Below are 20,431 nucleotides of genomic sequence, written 5' to 3'. Positions count from 1 at the left end.
CAGGAAAGACCTCACCTAAGTCTCAATATGAAAACCCCAAATGAAATCCATCAAAAAACCGAGGAAGAAAATCTCCCTCGGCTAATTTTACTAACTTAAATCTGTCAATCTATTTCAGGACGGGTCACTAAATCAAATCTTCTCAGTAACAGAACCACATGTCATCATTTTATCACCGAAATACGGGTTTCTGATTTCTTCTGTTAAGCTGATCCAATTTGCTCCTTTGTTGCCATTTGCCATCGGGCAATGCTGAAGGAACAAATTGCCAGAAGTTAACTCACTGCTTTTTGCCAGTGTTATCATTTGATCAGAAAGGCTATCGAATGATTCTCTCTGAACTTTAGGATCTGTACTTTCTGCAATTTTCTGTACATCTGCTTTGATTGAAGTAAATGCATCGTCAGTCAAAAGTGCTTCTAACTTCTTAGCCTCAACACTTACTTTTTCGCCATCAGTAGCAATCAAAGCATCTTTCACAGCAAAGTAAGCTTTGAAAATTTGAGAAGTGGTTTCATCCTTGAAAGCAACCTTGGTAGCTGTCTCAGGTAGTGCCTCACTTTGTACTTCTTGGTGCATTTCGTGACCATCAGTTCCTACCATTTGAGAGTGATCTTCAGATGATTTACTTGAGCAGGCAACGTAAAGGGCGAATACTAGCGAAAGGGCAACATGTGATCTTAGATTTTTCATTGTGTTGGTTTATTTTTATTTGTATTTCTTTTTTTCTGTCTTGTCATGAAGAATAAGGTGAATCCAGATCCTACAGCCGCCAATCCTGCAAGGGAAAATACGCGCAACAGAAGATTATTGAAATTATCCCTTCCTGCATAATCCATGGTGTGAAACATCCATAGAAAGTCAAACCAGCGCCAAGCTCTGTGACGGACTTTGGTGAATTGTCCGCTCTTGGCATCCACATAGGCTACTAGATTTTCTGGGTGATCGAAATGCACTGCCCATGCTGGAAGGGATGTTCCTCGGTATTCATGATGAGGCCCGGCTTCGGTGAGATATTCCATATCTCTGATTTGGAGATCGTCTTTGATATAAATCTTTGCGATATCCCTGGCCTCAGCTTCAGAGATTTCAGGATGAAGCACTCCTGATTGTGCATCGAAAAGTTTGCTTTCATTCACCCAGTAGTAGGGTTTATGATTGACAAACCTGAGCTCAAGCGTAGCAATCATTAGCGTAGAATCCAGCTGATTGATATCGATGAGTTTATTAGCATTTTCATGCATCATATGTTCCGTGCGGAAATGATCCCCATGGATTTCATCGATATCTGTCCAGCTAAAATAAAGTCCGGAAATAGTCCAGAATATAAATTGGATCCCTATAAATACACCCAAAAACCGATGGATTCTACGGGCGTAATATTGATTGTTCTTCCTCATTAGTTAGCATTTACTACGTTAAAGGAGATCTTCGTTTTGTCCCATGACATAGCTATAGTGGTTGTTTTTGTATCTTTTTCTTTCACATCGAAAGTTAAAGCTTCTACAGTTTCGTTCAAAGTTTCTGGTTTCACCTTGATCCGTATAATGTCATTTGCATCCTTGTAATCGTCCGCCAAATGCATGTCCCAATCCTGATTCAGAATCACCGTCCATTCCTCTTTTCCAGGGATAGTGAAAAGCCCATATTTTCCAGGATTTAGTACTTTGCCATTTATGAGGACAGCTTGATCAAATTTGATATTAGTAGCCTTGTGTGCACCAGTGACCCAAACTTCATCATAGGCAACAAGTCCACCGAAAATCTGTCTGCCTCTTGCACTTGGTGCACTGTAATCAATGTGAATATGATTTCCTCCTGTCATTCCCATGCCAGAGAGTCTAGGGCTTTTGGGTGCTTCTGTAGGCTTTTCCTCATGCATTTCATGAGATTCTGATTCCATTTCATGCTCCATGTGATCTATATCGTGGTTTTCTTTTTCCTTTGGGTTGCAGGCTGCAGCCGCAAAAAGGGCAAGTACTAAGATTTTGTTTTTCATCTATTTGGGGTGTTTTGATTTTTATTCTTGTATTGTTTTGGTGACTTCACCACAAGTAATCATAGCCTCCCCAAAATATGGGTTGACAACTTTTTGCTCCAAACTCAACCAATCAGCACCACGGTTACTATCGGCCATAGGACAATGCTGAACATAAATTTTGGATGATAAAGGCTTGAAATTCTCTGCCAATCCAAGCATTTCATCTGAGATGGATTGGAATGATTTTCGGATTTCATCCAAAGCTTTAGCGCTCTTAACTTTAACCAAAGCGGCTTTGATATCTTTCGCATACTTCATCCATTCCATGTGGGCATCGCCTTCGAACTCAGACATATTTACCTTTTCCACAGAAGCAAGCATTGTTGCTGCACTGGATTTGGCGGTAGCCAAGTCATCTTTGGTCAAAGCATCTTTCAGCTTGAAATAAGTGTCAAATATTGGTTTCAGCTCGTTTTTAGCTTTGGTAGTTACTATCACAGAACCCTTTGAAGTTTGACTTGTCGTTTGCATTTTCACTTCAGACGTGCCACCATGATTATGTCCAGTCATAGCAGCTCCTCCGTCAGGAGACATCATACTTGGTTTTCCCGCTAGTTGAGCAGCAGCATCAATGCTAAATGTGCCATTTACTGCGATTTCTTCGCCGGATTCTAGCCCCGAAGTAATGACATATTCCGATCCCAAAGATGCGCCTAGCGTAACATCTCGAAGCTTGAAAGTGACAGCTTGATCTGTAACGTTTTTGACATAAACCACAGATCGCGTTCCTGTCCACATCACCGCGGTTTTTGGCACTACAATGCTATTATCCTTTGAGGAACCTTTACTCTCCACTTTTCCTGAAACAAACATCTCAGGTTTGAACTTCAGATTAGAATTGCTGACTTCCAGCCTTGCTTTTGCAACTCTAGTCTGAGGGTTGATCATGGGGTCTATGTAGCTTAACTTTCCTGTAAAAGTCTCTCCAGGAAGTGACTGCACAGTAAACTCAATGAGATCGCCCTTTTTTACCCATTGTAATTCTGATTCATAGACATCAAATAATACCCAAACTTTGCTGAGATCAGCGATCTGATAGATAGGTTCGCCACGGTTTACATAGTCACCCAGATTCACCATTTTCTCAGTCACGTAGCCAGAAACATTAGCTAAAATTGGTAGCTGATCAGTCACTTTTCCTGTAGCAAGAATTTGTGCGATCTGTGAATCAGTTAGCTTCCAATTTTTGAGTTTTTCTTTTGCTGCATTGAAAAGTGCAGGCTGTGTGTCTTTGATCTTTTGTGCTTGAAAAAGCTCTTCTTGTGCTGTAGCCAATTCCGGTGAGTAGATTTGTCCCAGTACCTGACCTTTTTTGACATATTCCCCGGTAAAATTGACCGATAAATCTTCGATTCTCCCAGGAACATGTGCTGACTGGGTGTAATTCTGACGTTCATCTTCCTGGATTTTACCATTCAAACGTATGGACTTATTCGCATCAGCATTTCCAACTACCATTGATTGAACTCCAGCCAATTGCATCGCAGTAGGAGACATGGTCAAGGCCATGGGATCAGCGTCTGAGTTATCATTATCCAATGGAATCAGAGTCATTCCGCAGATAGGACAATTACCGGGCTCATTCTGGCGGATCTGAGGGTGCATAGAGCAGGTATAAGTGATCGGAATTCCTGCGATCGACTCGACGTGCTCATGTTCATCAGCCTCCATTATTGGAGCAGAAGAAGGCTTGATCAGCCAGCCAAGAGTAAGTCCGACTACTAAAGCGATAGCTATCAGGACAAATTTGTTATTGAGTAAATTTTTCATCTAGGATTTGATTTGTCTTTTTAATAACTGAGCGTTAACGGCTACGATGACCGTACTCATGCTCATCAGTGCTGCACCGATGGCAGGACTTAGGATGATTCCCACTCCAGCCAATACACCCGCTGCCAGTGGAACGGCCACAATATTGTAGCCTGCTGCCCACCAGATGTTTTGCATCATTTTTTTGTAAGTAGCTGCTCCAAAAAGAATCAGATTGGCGATATCTTTTGGGTTACTATTCACCAAAATAATATCAGCTGTTTCGGCGGCAACGTCAGTTCCAGATCCTACAGCTATTCCCACATCTGCCTGAGCCAAAGCTGGAGCATCGTTGACGCCGTCACCGGTCATTGCCACGAATTCACCTTTTGCTTGTAGGTCTTTGATGATCTTCTGCTTGTCTTCCGGCATTACTTCAGAATAATACCCATCCAGCCCAAGTGTATCACTTACAGCTTTAGCGACTATTTCATTGTCACCTGTCGCCATAAAGATTTTTATACCTTGTTTTTTCAGTGTGTCTATGGCCTCTTGGGACTCCTGACGGATTTCATCTGCTAAAGCAATGAAACCGATTAATTTTTCATCCGAAAGAACAAATACAACCGTCTCATCATCTGTTTTGAAAGCTCCTTCAGGTTGCTCTATGCCTTTTTGTTTTAATCCTCCAGGACTCAAAATGCTAATTTCCTTTCCATTGAGTTTAGCTTGTATGCCCATTCCAGTGATGTTCTGGAAGTTTTCTGGTTTAGCAAGTTTAAGGTCTAACTCTTTGGACTTTCTGACTATACCAGCTGCGATAGGATGCTCGGAACTGCTTTCGAGCGCTGCTGCTATCGCTAGCAGGTCATTGTCGTCCATCTCCGCGTCTACACTTTTGAATCGAGTTACTCCGAATTCCCCCTTGGTCAAGGTTCCTGTTTTATCAAATATAATGGTGGTCAGTTTTCTAGCGTTTTCGAAAGCTGTTCTGTTGCGGATCAATAAGCCATGCTTGGCTGAAACTGAAGTAGATATTGCGACCACTAATGGCACTGCTAACCCTAATGCGTGAGGGCAGGAGATGATCATGACCGTGACCATGCGCTCCAATGCATAGTTGAAGTCTTTACCTAGGCTCAACCAAACTACCAAGGTGATGATGCCTGCTGACAATGCGATGTAAAACAACCACCCCGCAGCTTTATTAGCCAAATTCTGAGTTTTGGACTTGGTTTTCTGTGCCTCTGTCACTAATCCGATTACTTTGGATAAATAGGAATCTTCCCCGGTATGTTTGACTTTGATTTTGAGGGCACCGTTGTCGTTCACCGAACCACCGATTACCTGATCGTCTTTTACTTTGGCTACAGGCTTGGATTCACCGGTGAGCATGGATTCATTTACATGACTGCTTCCTTCAAGTACTTGTCCATCAGCAGGGATTTTCTCGCCAGGTCTCACCAGAATAGTGTCTCCAGATTTTAGCTCCTCAATAGGAACATCTTCTGATTCTCCATTTCCCTTAATTCTCCTAGCTTCTGAGGGCATCATTTTCGCCAGTTCTTGTAGGGCATTTGATGCACCCATTACGGATTTCATTTCTATCCAGTGACCAAGCAGCATGATGTCTATTAAACTGACTAGCTCCCAGAAGAATATTTTTCCTGCTAAGCCTAATACCACGGCAGAGCTATAGAAGTAGGCAACCGAAATGGCCAAGGCAATCAGGGTCATCATTCCAGGCTTCTTCTCTTTCAGTTCATCCACCATACCTTTTAAGAAAGGCCAGCCTCCGTAAAAGAAGACCACTGTGGAGAGTACAAATTGCAGGTATCGATCACCATCGAATCTGAACTCATAGCCTACAAGATCCTGGATCATTGGAGCCAGCACGACTATCGGCAAGGTGATCACTAGAGAAACCCAGAATCGTTTTTTGAAATCCTCGATCATGTGCATATGATGCATGCTGTGATCATGGTCTTGCATTCCTTTCATCTCATGCTTTCCCTTTTTATGAGAATCATGCTGCTGCTGATTGTGATCTGAATGTTCCATTTTCTATTTGTTTAAATAGCTATCTAAAAGATTTTAAAATCTAACCGTCAATCCACCACCAGCACCAAAGCGATTATCATAACTGCCCATCACTGAGAAGTTTCTTGAGAAAATATAACTGGCACCTGCCGACCAGGTAGTTTCACCTTTGTAATTTGAGTTTTCACCAGACTCAGGAAGTGTGTTAGTCCATCCAAAATCCATTTGGTACTCATAGTTTCCAAAAATGGTAGTTCGAGGGAAAACCATAATCTCCCTGCTAATACGAAATTCTGGTCTGAGTTTGCTATCCAGTCTCACATCCAGATTGAATAGGTAAGGGGTGAGGAATCGAATACCGACTACAGCGGTTGTACTGATTTTATCCAGACTTTTTTCGATTTCATTTTCCATATTTACCCCACCAAAGACTCTGAAATAATCATAGAGGTAGCGCTCGTAACTTACTTCTGCTTCAAAATTCTGGTTATACCCATATTCTAAATTGAGGTTGAGTTGATTTCTGATATTGGATGACATCAGACTAAGTCCTACCATTTGAGAGGATACTTTTGCTGTTCCCCAATTATATAGGCCATCGGTTTCTTTGAGCAATTTTTTCAAGGGATAACTTTTCATTCTCGGGTCTCTAGGTGTGTCGTAGGAGAAAACTCTAGCCATCCCACCAGTCAAATGATACAGGACATGACAGTGGAAAAACCAATCCCCTTCTTCTGTTCCTTCAAATTCAATTGTAATCTTCTGCATAGGCGGAACATTCACGGTATGCTTGAGTGGTGAATATTCCCCTTTGTCGTTGATTACTCTGAAGAAATGCCCGTGCAGGTGCATAGGATGATGCATCATCGTCAGATTGTTCAAGGTAATTCGAGTCACTTTTCCACCTTCGATCGTGATCTTATCAGCTTCGGCCAGTGGCACACCATTCATACTCCAGATGTATCGCCACATATTTCCTGTAAGATTCAGCAGTACTTCATTTACTGGTTCATCGACTGGGAAGCTGGTTTTTTCAGGTGATTTGAGGTAATCGTAATTGTATTCGGCAAACATATCCATGCCTGGCATTTTGTCCATAGATTTTCCCTTGTCCATTTTGCCATTCATTTCCATAGGTTTGTCCATTGGTTGACTGTGGTTCATTTTAGAATGATCCATGCCTTGCATACCAGCTTTCTTAGAAGAATCACTGGTGCTTTTTTCCTCCATATTCATCTTCGAATGATCCATTGTCATGTTAGACTTCTCCATTTTCGAGTGATCCATTTTCATGTCATTATGATCCATGTCGTCCATGTTCATTTTATCATCCATCTGCATTCCCCACTTATCCATCATTTCTTTAGGTTCCTCTTCAGCTGGTTTGAACTTCATGGCTGGGGCACCCATCTTCATGTCCATCTTTGCCATTTTCATCATCATTCCGATTTTGTCGGGACGGGGAACATCTGGTGCCACTAGCACTTTGCCATTGCCTAAATAGGAGGAAGTTTGCCCTGAACCATCTTGAACAGTTGCACGAATTTCTATTTTCCCTTCTTCAGGGATTGTCACTATGAAATCATAAGTTTCGGCGATAGCGATAAAGGTTTTATTGTGAATCACTGGCTCAACGTCCAACCCATCTGCTGAGACAAGCTGAGGATCATTTCCTCCAAACGTTAGCCAAAATTGCGAGGAAGCAGATCCATTGATAAAGCGAACACGGACTTTATCTCCTGGATTAAAATCAGGATATTCTGTTGTCGCTTTTCCATTATTTAGAAATGCATTGTAATAGATATCTGCAATATCTGCACTTTCCATGCGCTGTTTCCAGAAGTTCAACTGCGCACCAAACCCACCTCGTGCGATCACCTGATTTAAAGGAGTGGCTGTACCTTTTCTGATGTTATACCATTCATTTCCCCGTTTAAGATTCCTTAACACATTGTGGGGTTTTTGATTGGTCCAGTCTGAGAGGACTATGACTAAATCTGTATCGTATTCCAAGGTTTTTTCCTTAGGTTCTATCACAATAGAGCCATAAACACCACTTTGCTCTTGCAGCATGGTATGAGAATGATACCAATAAGTACCGGCTTGCTTTAGCGGAAACTCGTATTTCTGAGTTTCACCAGGCATGATTGGTGGTGTGGTCAGGTAGGGAACTCCATCGAAGAAATTTGGCAACAATATTCCATGCCAATGCACGGAAGTTTCCACATCCATTTCATTTTTCACATAGATTACTGCGTAGCCACCTTCCTGAAAAGTCAGGGTCGGTCCTGGAATCCCACCATTGACAGTCATGGCAGGCACAAGCTTTCCTGCTTTGGAAACCATGTCCTTTTTAATAGATAAAGTATAAGTGGCGGTGTCAATTGGTATCTGATCTGCTTTTGCATAACTAGTGATTGCGCACAGCGATAGAATCAGCACAAATGATTTAATAATATAATTTCGTGTCATGGTTTTTTATTTTTTTGCCTCAAGTCTCTCGATCATTGCTTGCATCTGAGCGATTTCCCGCTTTTGAGCTTCAATGATGTCTTGAGCCAGTTTTTGAGCCTCTGGGTCCTGAAGATGAGCTTTTTGGCTTACCATGATAGCTGAAGAGTGATGTGGAATCATAGCTTTCATCCACTGTACATCTGCGATCATAGTCTGATTTCTTAGCATAGTCAGCGTGCCAAAGAAGATGATCAGCGCGGAGCCTAAGATGATATAGTTGGCCTTTTTGTTTTCATACATTCCCCACATGAAAAGCATCATGGAAATTGCCATAGGAGCAATCATCAAAATGGTCATGTAGCTTCTAGTGGTACTGAGCATCACATGCTCAAATAAGTCTGCATTCAGAAACATGACTGCGTACATAATGACAAAGGAAACGGCCATCATTGCTACGAATTTTATATAGCTCTTGCTTTTCATAATTAGTAGGTTTTAGCGGTTACATAATTGATTTGAGCCAAGGAAGTATGGTAAGCTACCATGGCTTTAAGTTTCATTTTTTGGAATTCCAGCAGTTGCTGCTGCACTCTCAATACCTCTTCGAAGTCTTTTCCAGAATTGCTATAGCCATTGTAAAGAAGCTCTAGCGTTTGCTCTGAAGTCACAACTTGCCTGTCATAGAGTGTGATCAAACCATCTTGGATTTGCATATCGGAAGAATAGCGGTAATAGGAGCCATAAAGCTTGTTGTTGAGCTCTTCCTTTTCTAGTTTATAGGACTCCTGCATAAGTTCTGCCTCCTTTTGAGCTCCCTTATATTTGCCGCGGAAAATCGGAAGACTCATCGTGACCATAGGCATTAAGACATTCTTCCCATTATCCGCCATAACGACATCTTTTCTTTCTCCGACCAGGACATAGTCTACTCCAGCACCCAACTTTGGCATGCCTTGTTTTTGGGCTACCAGGACACTGGCTTCGCTTGCCTGAATTTTCAGATCCATGCTTTCCAGTAATGGATTTGTTTGAATAGAATCAGGTAAAACCATCCGGTCAGCGGCAGTTATTTCCAGCTTTTCTGATATCTCAACCGGAGAATCATGAGACCTAGAAAGGAGGGAATTGAACCATGAATTGCTTCCTTTTATTTTCATCTTGAGCACATCGATATTCGTCTTGGATGCCTGAATCATGATATCAACCCGTAGTGCATCTGCTAGCGAACCTTGTCCATTTTCAAATTTGGAGGTAGTCAGAGAATAGTAGGTTTCCAATATTCTCAGATTTTCCTGCTCAATAGCTATTAACTCATGAGTCTCAAGTAGAGGAAAGTAAACTGCCGCCAATTGATTGTAAAGTTGGTTTTTAGCATCCAAAAATTCCTGATACTTTGCCTCAGCCATTAAGGATGCTACATCTTCTTGTGCACGTAAGGTGCCAAACCAAGGGAACATCTGAGTTAAGGAAAAACGGGCCTTTTGAGGTCCCACACGGGTTTCTACTGGAGAGACAAAATACCCAAAGGATAGATTAGGATCTTGTAATGACCCAACTTGTGGTATTTTTTCCATGGCAGCTTCAAATGCTTTGTATTTGGCTTGAAGCCTAGGATTGTTTTCGGCGCCTACTAGAAAATAGTCTTCTAAGCTTTGCGAGGCAGCTGAGAAACTACTCCCAAGAAGCAAAAGAAAGGAAAGTGTGATAATTCTCATTTTCAGCTTTTTTTAAGTTTTCTTTCTTCCCGCATGGAATACAGCACGGGTACAATAAAATAGGTGATAGCCGCTACGATCATTCCCCCAAAAGCCGGAATAGCCATAGGTATCATGATGTCGGATCCTCTTCCTGATGAAGTTAAAATTGGAAGTAGAGCGATAATGGTGGTAGCCGAAGTCATGATTGCCGGCTTAATTCGGCGCTGTCCAGCTTCCACGATTGCCATTCGGATTCCTTTGAGGTTATCGGTTTTGTTGCGCTCAAAACTCTGATCCAAATAAGTAGCCATCAGCACTCCATCATCAGTAGCAATACCGAAGAGCGCGATGAATCCTACCCAAACGGCCACACTCAAGTTGATCTGATGAACTTGGAAGAGGTCTCGCATATTTGTCCCGAAGAGATCGAAATCAGCAAACCAGCCTTGCCCATAAAACCAAAGCGTAATAAATGCACCAGAGAATGCCATGGCGATTCCGGTGAAGACCATGAAGGTGGTGCTCACTGATTTGAACTGGAAATAGAGAATCAGAAAGATGATGACCAATACAGCTGGCACGATGATGCTTAAGCGCTTCTCAGCCCGAACTTGATTTTCATAGCTTCCAGAAAACTTGTATGTGATTCCTGCCGGCACATCCAGTTCTCCAGATTCGATTTTACTTTGAATCAACTGCCGGGCATCTTCGACTACTGTCACTTCAGAATTGCCATCTCGCTTATCAAAAAGCACATAACCTACCAAGAAAGTCTCCTCACTTTTGATGGCTTGGGGTCCTCGCTTGTATTCAAAATCAACGAGCTGTCCTAAAGGAATTTGAGCTCCTGTAGGAGTAAAAACCAATATTTTGGACAGGCTCTCAGGATCATCCCGCAACTCTCTCGGGTACCGAACACGTACAGGAAAACGCTGCCGCCCTTCCACTGTGGTGGTGACGTTCATTCCACCTATGGCTGTTTCTATGGTTTGTTGGACATTTTCTATAGTCAGTCCAAATCGCGCAATTTTCTCACGATTTATATTTAGTTCTAGGTAGGGTTTGCCTACGATTCTATCTGCGAAAACTGCTTCTTCCTTGACCGAAGGGACTTGCTTTAGAATATTTTCAAGTTGAATACCAAAGTCCTGGATAGTCTGCAAATCAGGGCCATATACTTTTATTCCCATAGGCGCACGCATACCAGTTTGAAGCATGATCAAGCGTGTTTCTATAGGCTGAAGCTTGGGTGCGGAAGTGATTCCAGGGATTTTGGTGACGGCGATGATTTCATTCCAGATGTCATCCGGAGATTTGATATGATCCCGCCAGTTTCGGAAATACATGCCATCCTCATCAGGAATCAACCCCTTCGTAGGTTTGTTTTGAGCGATTGCATCTTGATTGGAAAGCGTGTCACCAGTGGCGAAAATGAACCTATCATTATCATCAATTTTAAATCGTTGCTTATGCCCTTTGGTATTGAGGAGATACTCTGGTTTGTAATTGATAATGTTCTCATACATTGAGATCGGAGCGGGATCCAAAGCTGTTTCAGCTCTGCCTAACTTTCCGACAGTGAGATCAACTTCTGGGATATTGGTCAAAAGCATATCCAACTGACCAATGATTTTCCTGTTGTATGCGATGCCCGAGTGAGGCATGGCAGTAGGCATTAGTAGGAAACTACCTTCATTCAGGGAAGGCATAAATTCCTTCTGCATGCCAGGGAAAGTATGTGTTAGGCTTGACCAAGGTTTGCTGGATTGAATATCCCAACCAACTAGATTGGTAGCCTTAGGGATTAATCCAAAGGTGGTATTGAAACCAAGCCAAATTGTACCTCCAAAAAGAATCAAGACTGCTGGTATAGTCAGAAATACTGCTTTGTGATCCAAGCACCAGGTTAAAACACGTTTGTAATTGTATTCCAACAAGCTGAATGCCCCTAGTATCAAACTGACCACAATGGTAACGAAAATCACATTAGAGATGAGTGAATGTGAAGCACCGAGTGGTAACCAATACGTAGCCAATAGCCAAACGACTCCGACTATTGCCAGAATAATTTCCTGTTGGTTATAAATAGGACGGATGAGCTTTGGGATTTCTATCGTTTCTTTCTCTACATAGAATTTTGAGAAGGAAATAAGACCAAAGAATAATAACATTATCCCTGCCCAAGTATAGCCGTAAATCAGTGCTCCAATTCCTAGAATCAGCAATAATCCATTTCCTAGAAGTTTGTTACGCTGATTTTTGATTTTGAAACCAAAAAACACATGTGCCAGCATAGGCAGAATAAGCAAGGAAACGATCAGAGCTGCGATGAGCGCAAAAGTCTTGGTATACGCTAGAGGTCCAAATAATTTCCCCTCTGCTGCTTCCATGGTGAACACGGGGATAAAACTTACGATAGTAGTGGACACCGCTGTCAGAATTGCGGTGGCTACTTCTGAAGATCCGTTATAAATGGTAGTGATTAATTTCTGCTCGGGCGGAGCTTCGTCAATGTGCTTGATGATGTTTTCTGAAAGAATAATCCCCAAATCCACCATGGTGCCTATGGCGATGGCGATGCCTGAGAGTGCCACTATATTTGCATCTACTCCAAAAAATCGCATGGCGATAAAGACCATGAGAATAGCTATTGGCAATAAGCTCGAGATAAGAATAGAAGCTCGGAGGTTATAAACCATCACGATTACTACCAGAATGGTAATCAGGATCTCTAAGGAAAGAGCTTCCTCAAGCGTACCCAATGTTTCCTGAATCAGCGTAGATCTATCGTAAAATGGAACGATGGTCAACTGGCTAACACGACCATCGGCTAAAGTCTTTTTTGGAAGACCAGAGGCTAATTCTGTGATTTTCTCTTTCACATTATTGATGACCTGAAGGGGATTGGCGCCATATCGGGCTACTACCACGCCGCCAACTACCTCAGCCCCGTCCTTATCCAATAGTCCTCTTCGGTTGGCAGGGCCCAGGCTTACTACTCCAATGTCTTTTATCCGGATAGGAACATTTTGCTCCACAGAAACCACGGCCTCTTCTAAGTCCTCTACCTTTTTGATATAGCCCAAGCCACGCACTAAATACTCAGCTTGATTGATTTCTATGGTTTTTGCGCCTACATCCCGATTGGACTGTTTTACCGCTTCCATGACTTTCATCAAGGGTATATTGTAGGCTTTGAGTGCGTCGGGATTTACATCAACTTGATATTCCTGCACGAAACCACCTATGGATGCCACTTCGGAAACACCTTCTACGGCATTCAGACCATATTTCACAAAGAAATCCTGAACGGTTCTGATCTCATGGAGATCCCAGCCGCCAGTTGGGTTTCCTTGTTCATCTCTTCCTTCCAGCGTGTACCAATAGACTTGACCTAGAGCCGTGGCATCAGGCCCAAGTCCAGGCTGAACAGATTCTGGGAGCAATCCTGCTGGCAATGAATTGAGTTTTTCTAGAATTCTTGATCTAGACCAATAGAATTCCGTGTCTTCGTTGAAGATGACATAGATACTGGAAAAGCCGAAAATGGAGGAGCTACGAATGGATTTTACACCCGGAATTCCTAGTAGATAGGTAGTAAGAGGATAGGAGATTTGATCCTCGATATCCTGTGGAGATCTTCCTGGCCACTGCGTGAAAACTATCTGTTGATTTTCACCAATATCAGGAATGGCATCCACGGGAACTGGGCTAGAAGGCAGGGCGCCGACTTTCCATCCGAATGGAGCTGTCACAATTCCACCTACGATCAAAGCGATCAGCAGAAGAACTGTAACGAGTTTATTTTCAAGAAAATACTTGATAATTGAGTTGAGCATGATTTAATCCTGGTAAAAGGAGAAACTAGAAATAATTGGCTAAGTAGTTGAAAACCATTAGCTAAAAAGAGGTCGATCGACCTATTACCTAGAAGTATTAAATCAAGAATGATTGGAAGAGGACGCTCAAGTCCTTTTCAATCGAGGGTGGAGTAATGTAGGGGGTGGGTTGCTCTGTGGAAGTGATTGGAGTTATTCCGAAGATAAAAGTTTGTGTGAAGGCTGCAATAAAAATAAGTTGGGCAGCGTCGATTTGTACGACTTTAAGATTTTGGTCACTGTCATTGTGAACCAGTTCGAATTGGTTTTGGCAGCATTCGATAGGATCTATACTTTGATGAGAGTTGGAAGAGTCATCATGTTGCTGTGCATTCATCCCACAGTCCAAGTACTTGGTTGCCAGACCGAATTCTGCCATCATTTCCGACCCCATGCAGATATGGGTACTCTTAGCCATTCCTATGCTGGAGAGCATCAGGAGAAGTGCGAGTGCAATGGAAATGTGCTTTTTCAATGTGTTCAAATTACGAAATAATGTTCAGTAGGTTTAGTTTTTCTGGGAAAAAAGAGAAATTATCATACCTAGATCAACCGTAAGGCATTGATAATCTATATTTTGCCTATTCGATTGTAATCTATTTTTCTGAATTAGTCTCAAAATACAAATGATAATGCTTGCTACAGCCAGGGTTGAAAGCTGCTGTACAGTTTGGACAGGTATTTCCGCTGGCTTGGTATTCAGAGATTGTAAGTTCCGATCCGCAAACTCCGCATAGAATCGCTTTAGTATCAAACTCTGCTTTTGGCCAAACTTCAGGCTTGTGATCCGCTTCTTCTTCGTGGCATGAGAAGCATGGATAATACTTATCACAGCATTTAAACTTGATCGCAATCACATCCAGATCCGAATGCCAGTGTTGGCAACGAGTCTGGTTATCGACGGTTTTACCATAGATGTTTATGCCTTTGATCTCTGAGCGGACGATAGGTAGAAGTGGTTCTTGCTGTGCAAGGACTTGCATGGTAAAGAGGATAAAAAAGGAAATGAGAAGGGTTTTCATTTGAGGTCTTCTGAGAGTATTTTATGCCTTGAATAGTGAAAGGAATTCATTCAGTTTACAAATTCGAAGATAGTAGATCATAATTACAAATCCCGAATCCTAGGACTGAAGGAGGCTTCCTTTCAAGTGTCTGAGTAAACTGAGCGTACAATAATTGAGAATTTTTTTATTTGAATAAACCATCTTTTCGAGATAATAAGAAGTGGATATACTTGTGAACCTATTAAATTGAAGCTGTTTGATTAGAATTAAAAAGGTAATAAAACTCGTAATTGGATAAGAACTTCTGGATTTGGGGCTCTAATTCAACTACTTTTCAGAATACCTCAGCAAAAATAACTATCATATTCAGATGGATAAAATCAGAATTTGGCTGATTGCCAAGTATCAGACCTTCGTTTCAAGTATTGCATTTATACCAGGATTTATAAGCTTAGGGTTTTTAGTCTTGGCATTAATAATATTTTATTTTGACTTATCTGATGTTGGTCAGCAACTTAAAGTGGACATCCCTTGGCTGACCATCATAGATCCATCTACTGCCCGAAGTATCTTAGGTGCTATAGCCGGAGGGATTATTTCGCTCACAGTTTTCAGCTTCTCGATGGTGATGATCGTCCTTAGTCAGGCGGCTTCTCAGATGAGCAATAGGGTCTTAGACAAGCTCATAGGCAACCGATTTCAGCAAATTGTACTTGGGATTTATATAGGAACGATTGTTTACACTTTTTTCCTTTTCAGCACAATTAGAGATACTGGAGATTCATTTCAAATTCCTTCTCTAAGTATCCTTTTACTGACTGTTATCACCGTCTTTGATATTTTTCTCTTCATTTATTTTCTTCATTATATTACCCAGTCAGTCAAATATGACGTCATTATTGATCGAATCAAATCATCCACATTTGAAGGAATGAAGGATTTTTGCAATTCAACTACTGAAGTTAAGGAGTTAACTGAATTTGCTGCCATGTCAATTGTAAGAGCATCGAGATCGGGAATTTTTGAAGGTTTTGATTACAAAGAAATGAAGGATTTCATGTCAAAGAATAAGTGCAGCCTGCTCTCAATTTATCCCATGGGAACCTATATTCTGCGAGGTCAGCCTATACTTAAATGTAGCAGAGCTCTGGACGACGATCAAGTAGAAGAAGCATTACTCGGAATAATAATTAGTACGCAGGAGTCTGTAGAACGTAATTATGAATATGGCTTCAGGCAACTTTCTGAGATTGCTCTCAAAGCACTCAGTCCCGGAATTAACGATCCGGGAACAGCAATTATCAGCTTTAGGGCCTTGGTCGATTTACTAGGCTTTAGAGCCTTGAATTTTCCTTCTTCCACACTTTCTGGAGATGAAGATCCTTATCAAATTTATCGCAAAGAATTAAGTTTTGATTCCTTGTTTGAACGGGTGATTTGCCCGATTTGGGATTATGGGGAAGATGATAGAATGCTTAGAAGTGAGTTTAAATTATTGTTGGAGCAATTATCTTTAATCATTTCATCTACTCCTCTATTTGAACTTTTGGAAAAAGTAGACAAGAAATCAAATTCATTGTAGCACTTTTATGAAGAGCAGCTATCCATCTATAAATGCCTCAAGAAAGCTTCTGGGTTATTCAGGAAGTTTTTTAAGACGGTAAAATGCTCTGTATCCTCATAATTCACTTTCTGAATCTGATCTCCAAACTGGAATATCGTTGCATTTGGGAGAGTCATTAAGATGGGTGAGTGGGTAGCGATGATAAACTGACAGCTATGATTCTCCGCCAGATTTTTGATTAATGAGAAAAGCGCCAATTGCCTCTGAGGAGATAGGGCAGCCTCAGGTTCATCTATTAGATAAATCCCTTCAGCTTGCAACCTGCCTTCCAATACTTTTAGAAAACCCTCTCCATGGGAAACTTCAGTAAGGTTTCCATATTTTCTAAGAAGAGCCTCTTTCTGGCCTTGAACGGCCCCCACAGCCAGTTTTAAACCAGTTCCACTCAGTCTTTTTTCGAAATCAACAATGTCTCCTTTAAGTTCGTCGTCCAAATTCCGAAGTCGTTTCACGAACCCAAAGTAATCCTCGGCTCTGAAGAAAAAGCCTCTGTAAGCTTTATCTTTCCATCTGCTGATAATGCTTTCACCATAAGATTTGACTCCATCCAGCGTGTCATCTTGTTCCAAATCTGTGCTGCCAATAGCTGGCAAATTCAATTTGATCGCTAAGGCTTTGAGTAAGGTTGACTTTCCCGAACCATTTTCTCCAACAAAAATCGTCACCGGATTTTCGAAGGTCATAGTTTCCAATTCAGCCAAAGACCGTATCGAATAGGGAAACTGAGTGCTTCTGCTGGTAGGAAGATGGACTTGGTGGAGATAATACATTGGACATAGGATTATTCTAACTACAAATTTGATGATAGTACTCGATATCACAAATCTCTAGCCTCTCAACAGAAGCCAGTTTAACTTTATTCCATTTAATACTTTGTGGTTTGATTCTCTTTTTTACCCCAAGGAAACAAAGCCACAAGCTTTCATTAAATATTTTTTAAGCCTATTCTTTAGTTACTATCTATGTTTTCTATGTGCCTATGTGGTAAATTATTCCACCACATAGGCACATAGTTCTCATAGTTAAGAAATGAAAATTGATCTGTTCGTGCCCAGTCAACTTAACTTTGTTGGCTTTATCACTTTTGTGGTAAACTCATTTTTCATCACAAAGAAATAAAGTCCATAAAGTTTTAATTTACTGAAGCTTCGGAGACATATTATTCAAATTCGGTGATTGTAGGATCAAGATTGCATTCAGCTATTTATAGGGATTCCGCAGCATTACTCTGGTTTTGCGATAAATCCTGCTTTCAAGACTGTTTTGAATACTTCATCCGCTGTAATTTCCTCAGATTCTACAGTTAGGATTCTATCGTCACTTTGTAAGTCCACAGACCAGGAATCGATCTTTGGTTCGGCATTTAGAATAGGAGTGACCTTTGCTAAGCAATTGCCACAGTTGATGTTGGTTTTGAATTTTTGAGTTTTCATTTTGATAAGATTTGAAAATTTAAATATTTAAGAACTTGTCCGCCGTGGCGGATTGGAAAATTTTGGGTTTTTAATATGATACCTGGCCGGAGTTGTCACACTGAGCGAAGTCGAAGTGTAACCAAGCTACTTTTGTCCTCGACTCCGCTCGGACTGACGTAGCTATTAGTCGTATTAAGTATCCTTGGTACAATTTCAAATGATGAATGTTTAATGTTGAATAATGAGTTTTTAGATTTTTTTTCCCTTCAACCGTAAGCTATTCAACACAACGGATACAGAACTAAACGCCATTGCAGCTCCTGCAATCATAGGATCAAGTAAGAATCCGTTGATAGGAAAGAGGACTCCTGCTGCAATTGGGATACCAATCAGGTTGTAAATAAAGGCCCAGAATAGGTTTTCCTTGATGCCACGAACAGTCAGAGATGATAAATTCAAGGCTTTTGGAATTACGCTCAAGTCAGAAGAAATTATGGTCATTTTCGCCACATCCATTGCAATATCTGAACCGTGCCCCATGGCGATACTAACATCAGCTTGCGCCAAAGCTTCTGAATCGTTGATACCATCACCCACCATGGCTACTATCTTACCTTTAGCTTGGAGTTCTTTGACAAAGTTTGATTTGTCTGAAGGCATCACCTCCGCTTTGAAGTCCGTCACACCCACCTGCTTGGCCACTGCCGCAGCAGTTTGCTGATTGTCACCAGTTAACATGTAAACTTCTATTCCTTTCTCTTTTAGTTTTTGAATGGCAGATTTTGAGCTTGGTTTGATCTCATCGGAAATGGCTACTACCGCAAGGACAGTGGCTTCATTAGCAAAGAATACCACTGTTTTGGCTTCATTACTCCATGTTTTAGCTAATTCCTTCAACTCCGAATTAACTGAAATTCCATTAGCTTCGATCAATTTTGCATTTCCCACCACGAACTTTTGACCTGACTGATTTTTAGCTTCTACACCTTTTCCAGTTAAGCTCTGAAAGTCGGTAATTGATTCAGCTTTGAATCCTTCTTCGGTTAGTTTTTTACTCACAGCATCTGCCAATGGATGCTCTGACTTGGATTCAATTGCAAGAAGGATTGGTGCAAACTCAGTTTTCAATTCCTCATTTTCCCAGTTTACGTTCGAAACTGTAGGTTTACCGGCGGTGATCGTTCCTGTTTTGTCAAGGATAATCGCATTCACTTTATGTGCTATTTCCAGGCTTTCGGCATCTTTGATTAGAATGTTGTTTTCAGCACCTTTTCCTATTCCCACCATGATGGCGGTAGGAGTTGCAAGTCCCAATGCACAAGGACAGGCAATTACCAGCACTGCAACTGCATTTAATATCGCATGGGATAAAGCGTCTTCTCCACCCGCAAGCATCCAAACTGTAAAAGTCAATATTGAAATTCCGATAACAGTAGGGACAAAGATTGAAGCGATTTTATCCACCAGTTTCTGCACTGGAGCTTTACTTCCCTGAGCCTCTTGCACTCGTTTAATGATCTGTGAAAGGAGTGTTTCGCTACCGACTTTTTCAGCTTTAAAGTGAAAACTTCCTTTTTGATTAATAGTACCAGCGAAAACATCATCAGTTTCTGATTTCTCCACTGCAATAGGTTCACCGCTGATCATGCTTTCATCCACAAAAGAACTTCCCGAAATCACTTTTCCATCCACTGGGATTTTCTCCCCGGGACGAACTATGATTTCATATCCTTTTTGAACTTCAGAAATCGGAATTTCTTTCTCTTCACCATCAACTATTGCTTTCAATGTTTTGGGTTGAAGTCCCATTAGGTTCTTGAGAGCAGAGGAAGTTTTTGACTTCGCGTTTTCCTCCAACATTTTACCAAAAAGAATGAAGGTAATAATCACTGTAGCCGCTTCGTAATACACATGTGGCTCAAATCCACGGCTGATCCAGAACTCAGGAAAGAGGGTGTTGAAAAGACTGAAAATGAATGCTATGCCCGTACTCAAAGCCACCAGCGTATCCATATTGACAGTTCTGTTTTTAGCTTGCTTCCATGCGCTGATAAAAAATCTTTTCCCAAATATGGCTAGGACAGGGATAGCTAAGATTAGGGAAAACCATGCTCCAGGATGCCAGTGCATAAAAAACATCCCAATGATGAAAATTGGAAGAGTAAGAATCCCTGCTCCAATTGTATCTCTTTTTAGTTCTTGGTAATGCTCTTTTTGTTTAATTGAAACTTTTTCTTCTACATCTTCAGTATCAGTGATAAGTCCGTAGCCAATTGCAGTAAGTGCTGCATTTAAGCCTTCTGGATTGATTTCATCTGTGTATTCTACTAAAACGGTACTACTCGCGAAGTTTACCTGAGCGGATTTGACTCCGTCTGTATAGGAAAGAATAGTCTCCACACTAGATGCACATGCCGCGCAGGTCATGCCTGTTACCGGGAAAGTTTCCTTATGTACTATTTGAGTTGAATTTGGCATGAGCTTATTGGTCCGTGTTTGACATTACAAACTTAGAAAGACTCTACAAGG

The 20,431-nt window shown here is 41.4% G+C and carries 15 protein-coding genes; 1 reads left to right on the top strand and 14 read right to left on the bottom strand.

All coding sequences use genetic code 11. From position 1 onward, the window contains the following. Positions 1-132: 132 nt before the first annotated feature. The 11 genes from ESV85_RS15655 to ESV85_RS15605 form a co-directional block, all read right to left on the bottom strand. A complete protein-coding gene (locus tag ESV85_RS15655; protein ID WP_146919189.1) occupies positions 133-693 on the bottom strand; it encodes a DUF3347 domain-containing protein in 561 nt (186 codons plus the stop codon). After that, positions 690-1,400 carry a PepSY domain-containing protein gene (locus ESV85_RS15650; protein WP_146919187.1) on the bottom strand — a complete coding sequence of 237 codons (711 nt, stop codon included), beginning with the start codon at positions 1,398-1,400 and terminating at the stop codon, positions 690-692. The genes ESV85_RS15655 and ESV85_RS15650 overlap by 4 nt, the downstream gene beginning before the upstream one ends. Next, complete coding sequence (locus tag ESV85_RS15645) at positions 1,400-1,999, bottom strand: DUF2911 domain-containing protein (protein ID WP_223276015.1); 600 nt, start codon at positions 1,997-1,999, stop codon at positions 1,400-1,402. Before ESV85_RS15645 ends, ESV85_RS15650 begins: the two co-directional genes overlap by 1 nt. Positions 2,000-2,020: 21 nt before the next feature. Then, the gene (locus ESV85_RS15640; protein WP_146919185.1) at positions 2,021-3,811 is read right to left on the bottom strand and encodes an efflux RND transporter periplasmic adaptor subunit; all 1,791 of its coding nucleotides are present in this window, start codon (positions 3,809-3,811) and stop codon (positions 2,021-2,023) included. After that, positions 3,812-5,851, bottom strand: coding sequence for a copper-translocating P-type ATPase (locus ESV85_RS15635; RefSeq protein ID WP_146919183.1), 2,040 nt, complete (start codon positions 5,849-5,851; stop codon positions 3,812-3,814). It lies immediately after the preceding gene. A 33-nt stretch (positions 5,852-5,884) separates the two neighbouring features. Further along, a complete protein-coding gene (locus tag ESV85_RS15630; RefSeq protein ID WP_146919181.1) occupies positions 5,885-8,302 on the bottom strand; it encodes a multicopper oxidase domain-containing protein in 2,418 nt (805 codons plus the stop codon). A 6-nt stretch (positions 8,303-8,308) separates the two neighbouring features. Beyond that, positions 8,309-8,767 carry a DUF305 domain-containing protein gene (locus tag ESV85_RS15625; RefSeq protein ID WP_146919179.1) on the bottom strand — a complete coding sequence of 153 codons (459 nt, stop codon included), beginning with the start codon at positions 8,765-8,767 and terminating at the stop codon, positions 8,309-8,311. Positions 8,768-8,769: 2 nt separating this feature from the next. Next, complete coding sequence (locus tag ESV85_RS15620) at positions 8,770-9,999, bottom strand: TolC family protein (RefSeq protein ID WP_191322031.1); 1,230 nt, start codon at positions 9,997-9,999, stop codon at positions 8,770-8,772. A 2-nt stretch (positions 10,000-10,001) separates the two neighbouring features. Then, a complete protein-coding gene (locus tag ESV85_RS15615; RefSeq protein ID WP_146919175.1) occupies positions 10,002-13,820 on the bottom strand; it encodes an efflux RND transporter permease subunit in 3,819 nt (1,272 codons plus the stop codon). A 97-nt stretch (positions 13,821-13,917) separates the two neighbouring features. Continuing rightward, positions 13,918-14,334, bottom strand: coding sequence for an HYC_CC_PP family protein (locus ESV85_RS15610; protein ID WP_146919173.1), 417 nt, complete (start codon positions 14,332-14,334; stop codon positions 13,918-13,920). A gap of 121 nt (positions 14,335-14,455) precedes the next feature. Then, complete coding sequence (locus tag ESV85_RS15605) at positions 14,456-14,881, bottom strand: CHY zinc finger protein (RefSeq protein ID WP_146919171.1); 426 nt, start codon at positions 14,879-14,881, stop codon at positions 14,456-14,458. Between the two features lie 352 nt (positions 14,882-15,233). Between ESV85_RS15605 and ESV85_RS15600 the strand changes: the two genes are divergently transcribed. Then, positions 15,234-16,445, top strand: coding sequence for a DUF2254 domain-containing protein (locus ESV85_RS15600; RefSeq protein WP_146919169.1), 1,212 nt, complete (start codon positions 15,234-15,236; stop codon positions 16,443-16,445). A gap of 26 nt (positions 16,446-16,471) precedes the next feature. On the opposite strand, the gene ESV85_RS15595 is transcribed toward ESV85_RS15600, so the two are convergent. The 3 genes from ESV85_RS15595 to ESV85_RS15585 form a co-directional block, all read right to left on the bottom strand. Next, on the bottom strand, positions 16,472-17,257 hold the full coding sequence (locus ESV85_RS15595) for an AAA family ATPase (protein WP_146919167.1): 786 nt from the start codon (positions 17,255-17,257) through the stop codon (positions 16,472-16,474). 453 nt (positions 17,258-17,710) lie between these two features. Further along, complete coding sequence (locus ESV85_RS15590; protein WP_146919165.1) at positions 17,711-17,920, bottom strand: heavy-metal-associated domain-containing protein; 210 nt, start codon at positions 17,918-17,920, stop codon at positions 17,711-17,713. Positions 17,921-18,151: 231 nt separating this feature from the next. Further along, entirely contained in the window at positions 18,152-20,380 is a 2,229-nt protein-coding gene (locus tag ESV85_RS15585; protein ID WP_146919163.1) for a heavy metal translocating P-type ATPase, read from the bottom strand. Between the last annotated feature and the right edge of the window lie 51 nt (positions 20,381-20,431).

This window comes from Algoriphagus aquimarinus, assembly GCF_007997215.1.
Classification (GTDB): Bacteria; Bacteroidota; Bacteroidia; order Cytophagales; family Cyclobacteriaceae; genus Algoriphagus; species Algoriphagus aquimarinus_A.
This window is presented reverse-complemented; position numbering and strand designations above follow the sequence as displayed.

Bases quoted from the DNA above. Each gene is read 5' to 3' on its own strand.
- ESV85_RS15655 (WP_146919189.1), bottom strand. From the start codon at position 693: ATGAAAAATCTAAGATCACATGTTGCCCTTTCGCTAGTATTCGCCCTT.
- ESV85_RS15650 (WP_146919187.1), bottom strand. From the start codon at position 1,400: ATGAGGAAGAACAATCAATATTACGCCCGTAGAATCCATCGGTTTTTG.
- ESV85_RS15645 (WP_223276015.1), bottom strand. From the start codon at position 1,999: ATGAAAAACAAAATCTTAGTACTTGCCCTTTTTGCGGCTGCAGCCTGC.
- ESV85_RS15640 (WP_146919185.1), bottom strand. From the start codon at position 3,811: ATGAAAAATTTACTCAATAACAAATTTGTCCTGATAGCTATCGCTTTA.
- ESV85_RS15635 (WP_146919183.1), bottom strand. From the start codon at position 5,851: ATGGAACATTCAGATCACAATCAGCAGCAGCATGATTCTCATAAAAAG.
- ESV85_RS15630 (WP_146919181.1), bottom strand. From the start codon at position 8,302: ATGACACGAAATTATATTATTAAATCATTTGTGCTGATTCTATCGCTG.
- ESV85_RS15625 (WP_146919179.1), bottom strand. From the start codon at position 8,767: ATGAAAAGCAAGAGCTATATAAAATTCGTAGCAATGATGGCCGTTTCC.
- ESV85_RS15620 (WP_191322031.1), bottom strand. From the start codon at position 9,999: ATGAGAATTATCACACTTTCCTTTCTTTTGCTTCTTGGGAGTAGTTTC.
- ESV85_RS15615 (WP_146919175.1), bottom strand. From the start codon at position 13,820: ATGCTCAACTCAATTATCAAGTATTTTCTTGAAAATAAACTCGTTACA.
- ESV85_RS15605 (WP_146919171.1), bottom strand. From the start codon at position 14,881: ATGAAAACCCTTCTCATTTCCTTTTTTATCCTCTTTACCATGCAAGTC.
- ESV85_RS15600 (WP_146919169.1), top strand. From the start codon at position 15,234: ATGGATAAAATCAGAATTTGGCTGATTGCCAAGTATCAGACCTTCGTT.
- ESV85_RS15595 (WP_146919167.1), bottom strand. From the start codon at position 17,257: ATGTATTATCTCCACCAAGTCCATCTTCCTACCAGCAGAAGCACTCAG.
- ESV85_RS15590 (WP_146919165.1), bottom strand. From the start codon at position 17,920: ATGAAAACTCAAAAATTCAAAACCAACATCAACTGTGGCAATTGCTTA.
- ESV85_RS15585 (WP_146919163.1), bottom strand. From the start codon at position 20,380: ATGCCAAATTCAACTCAAATAGTACATAAGGAAACTTTCCCGGTAACA.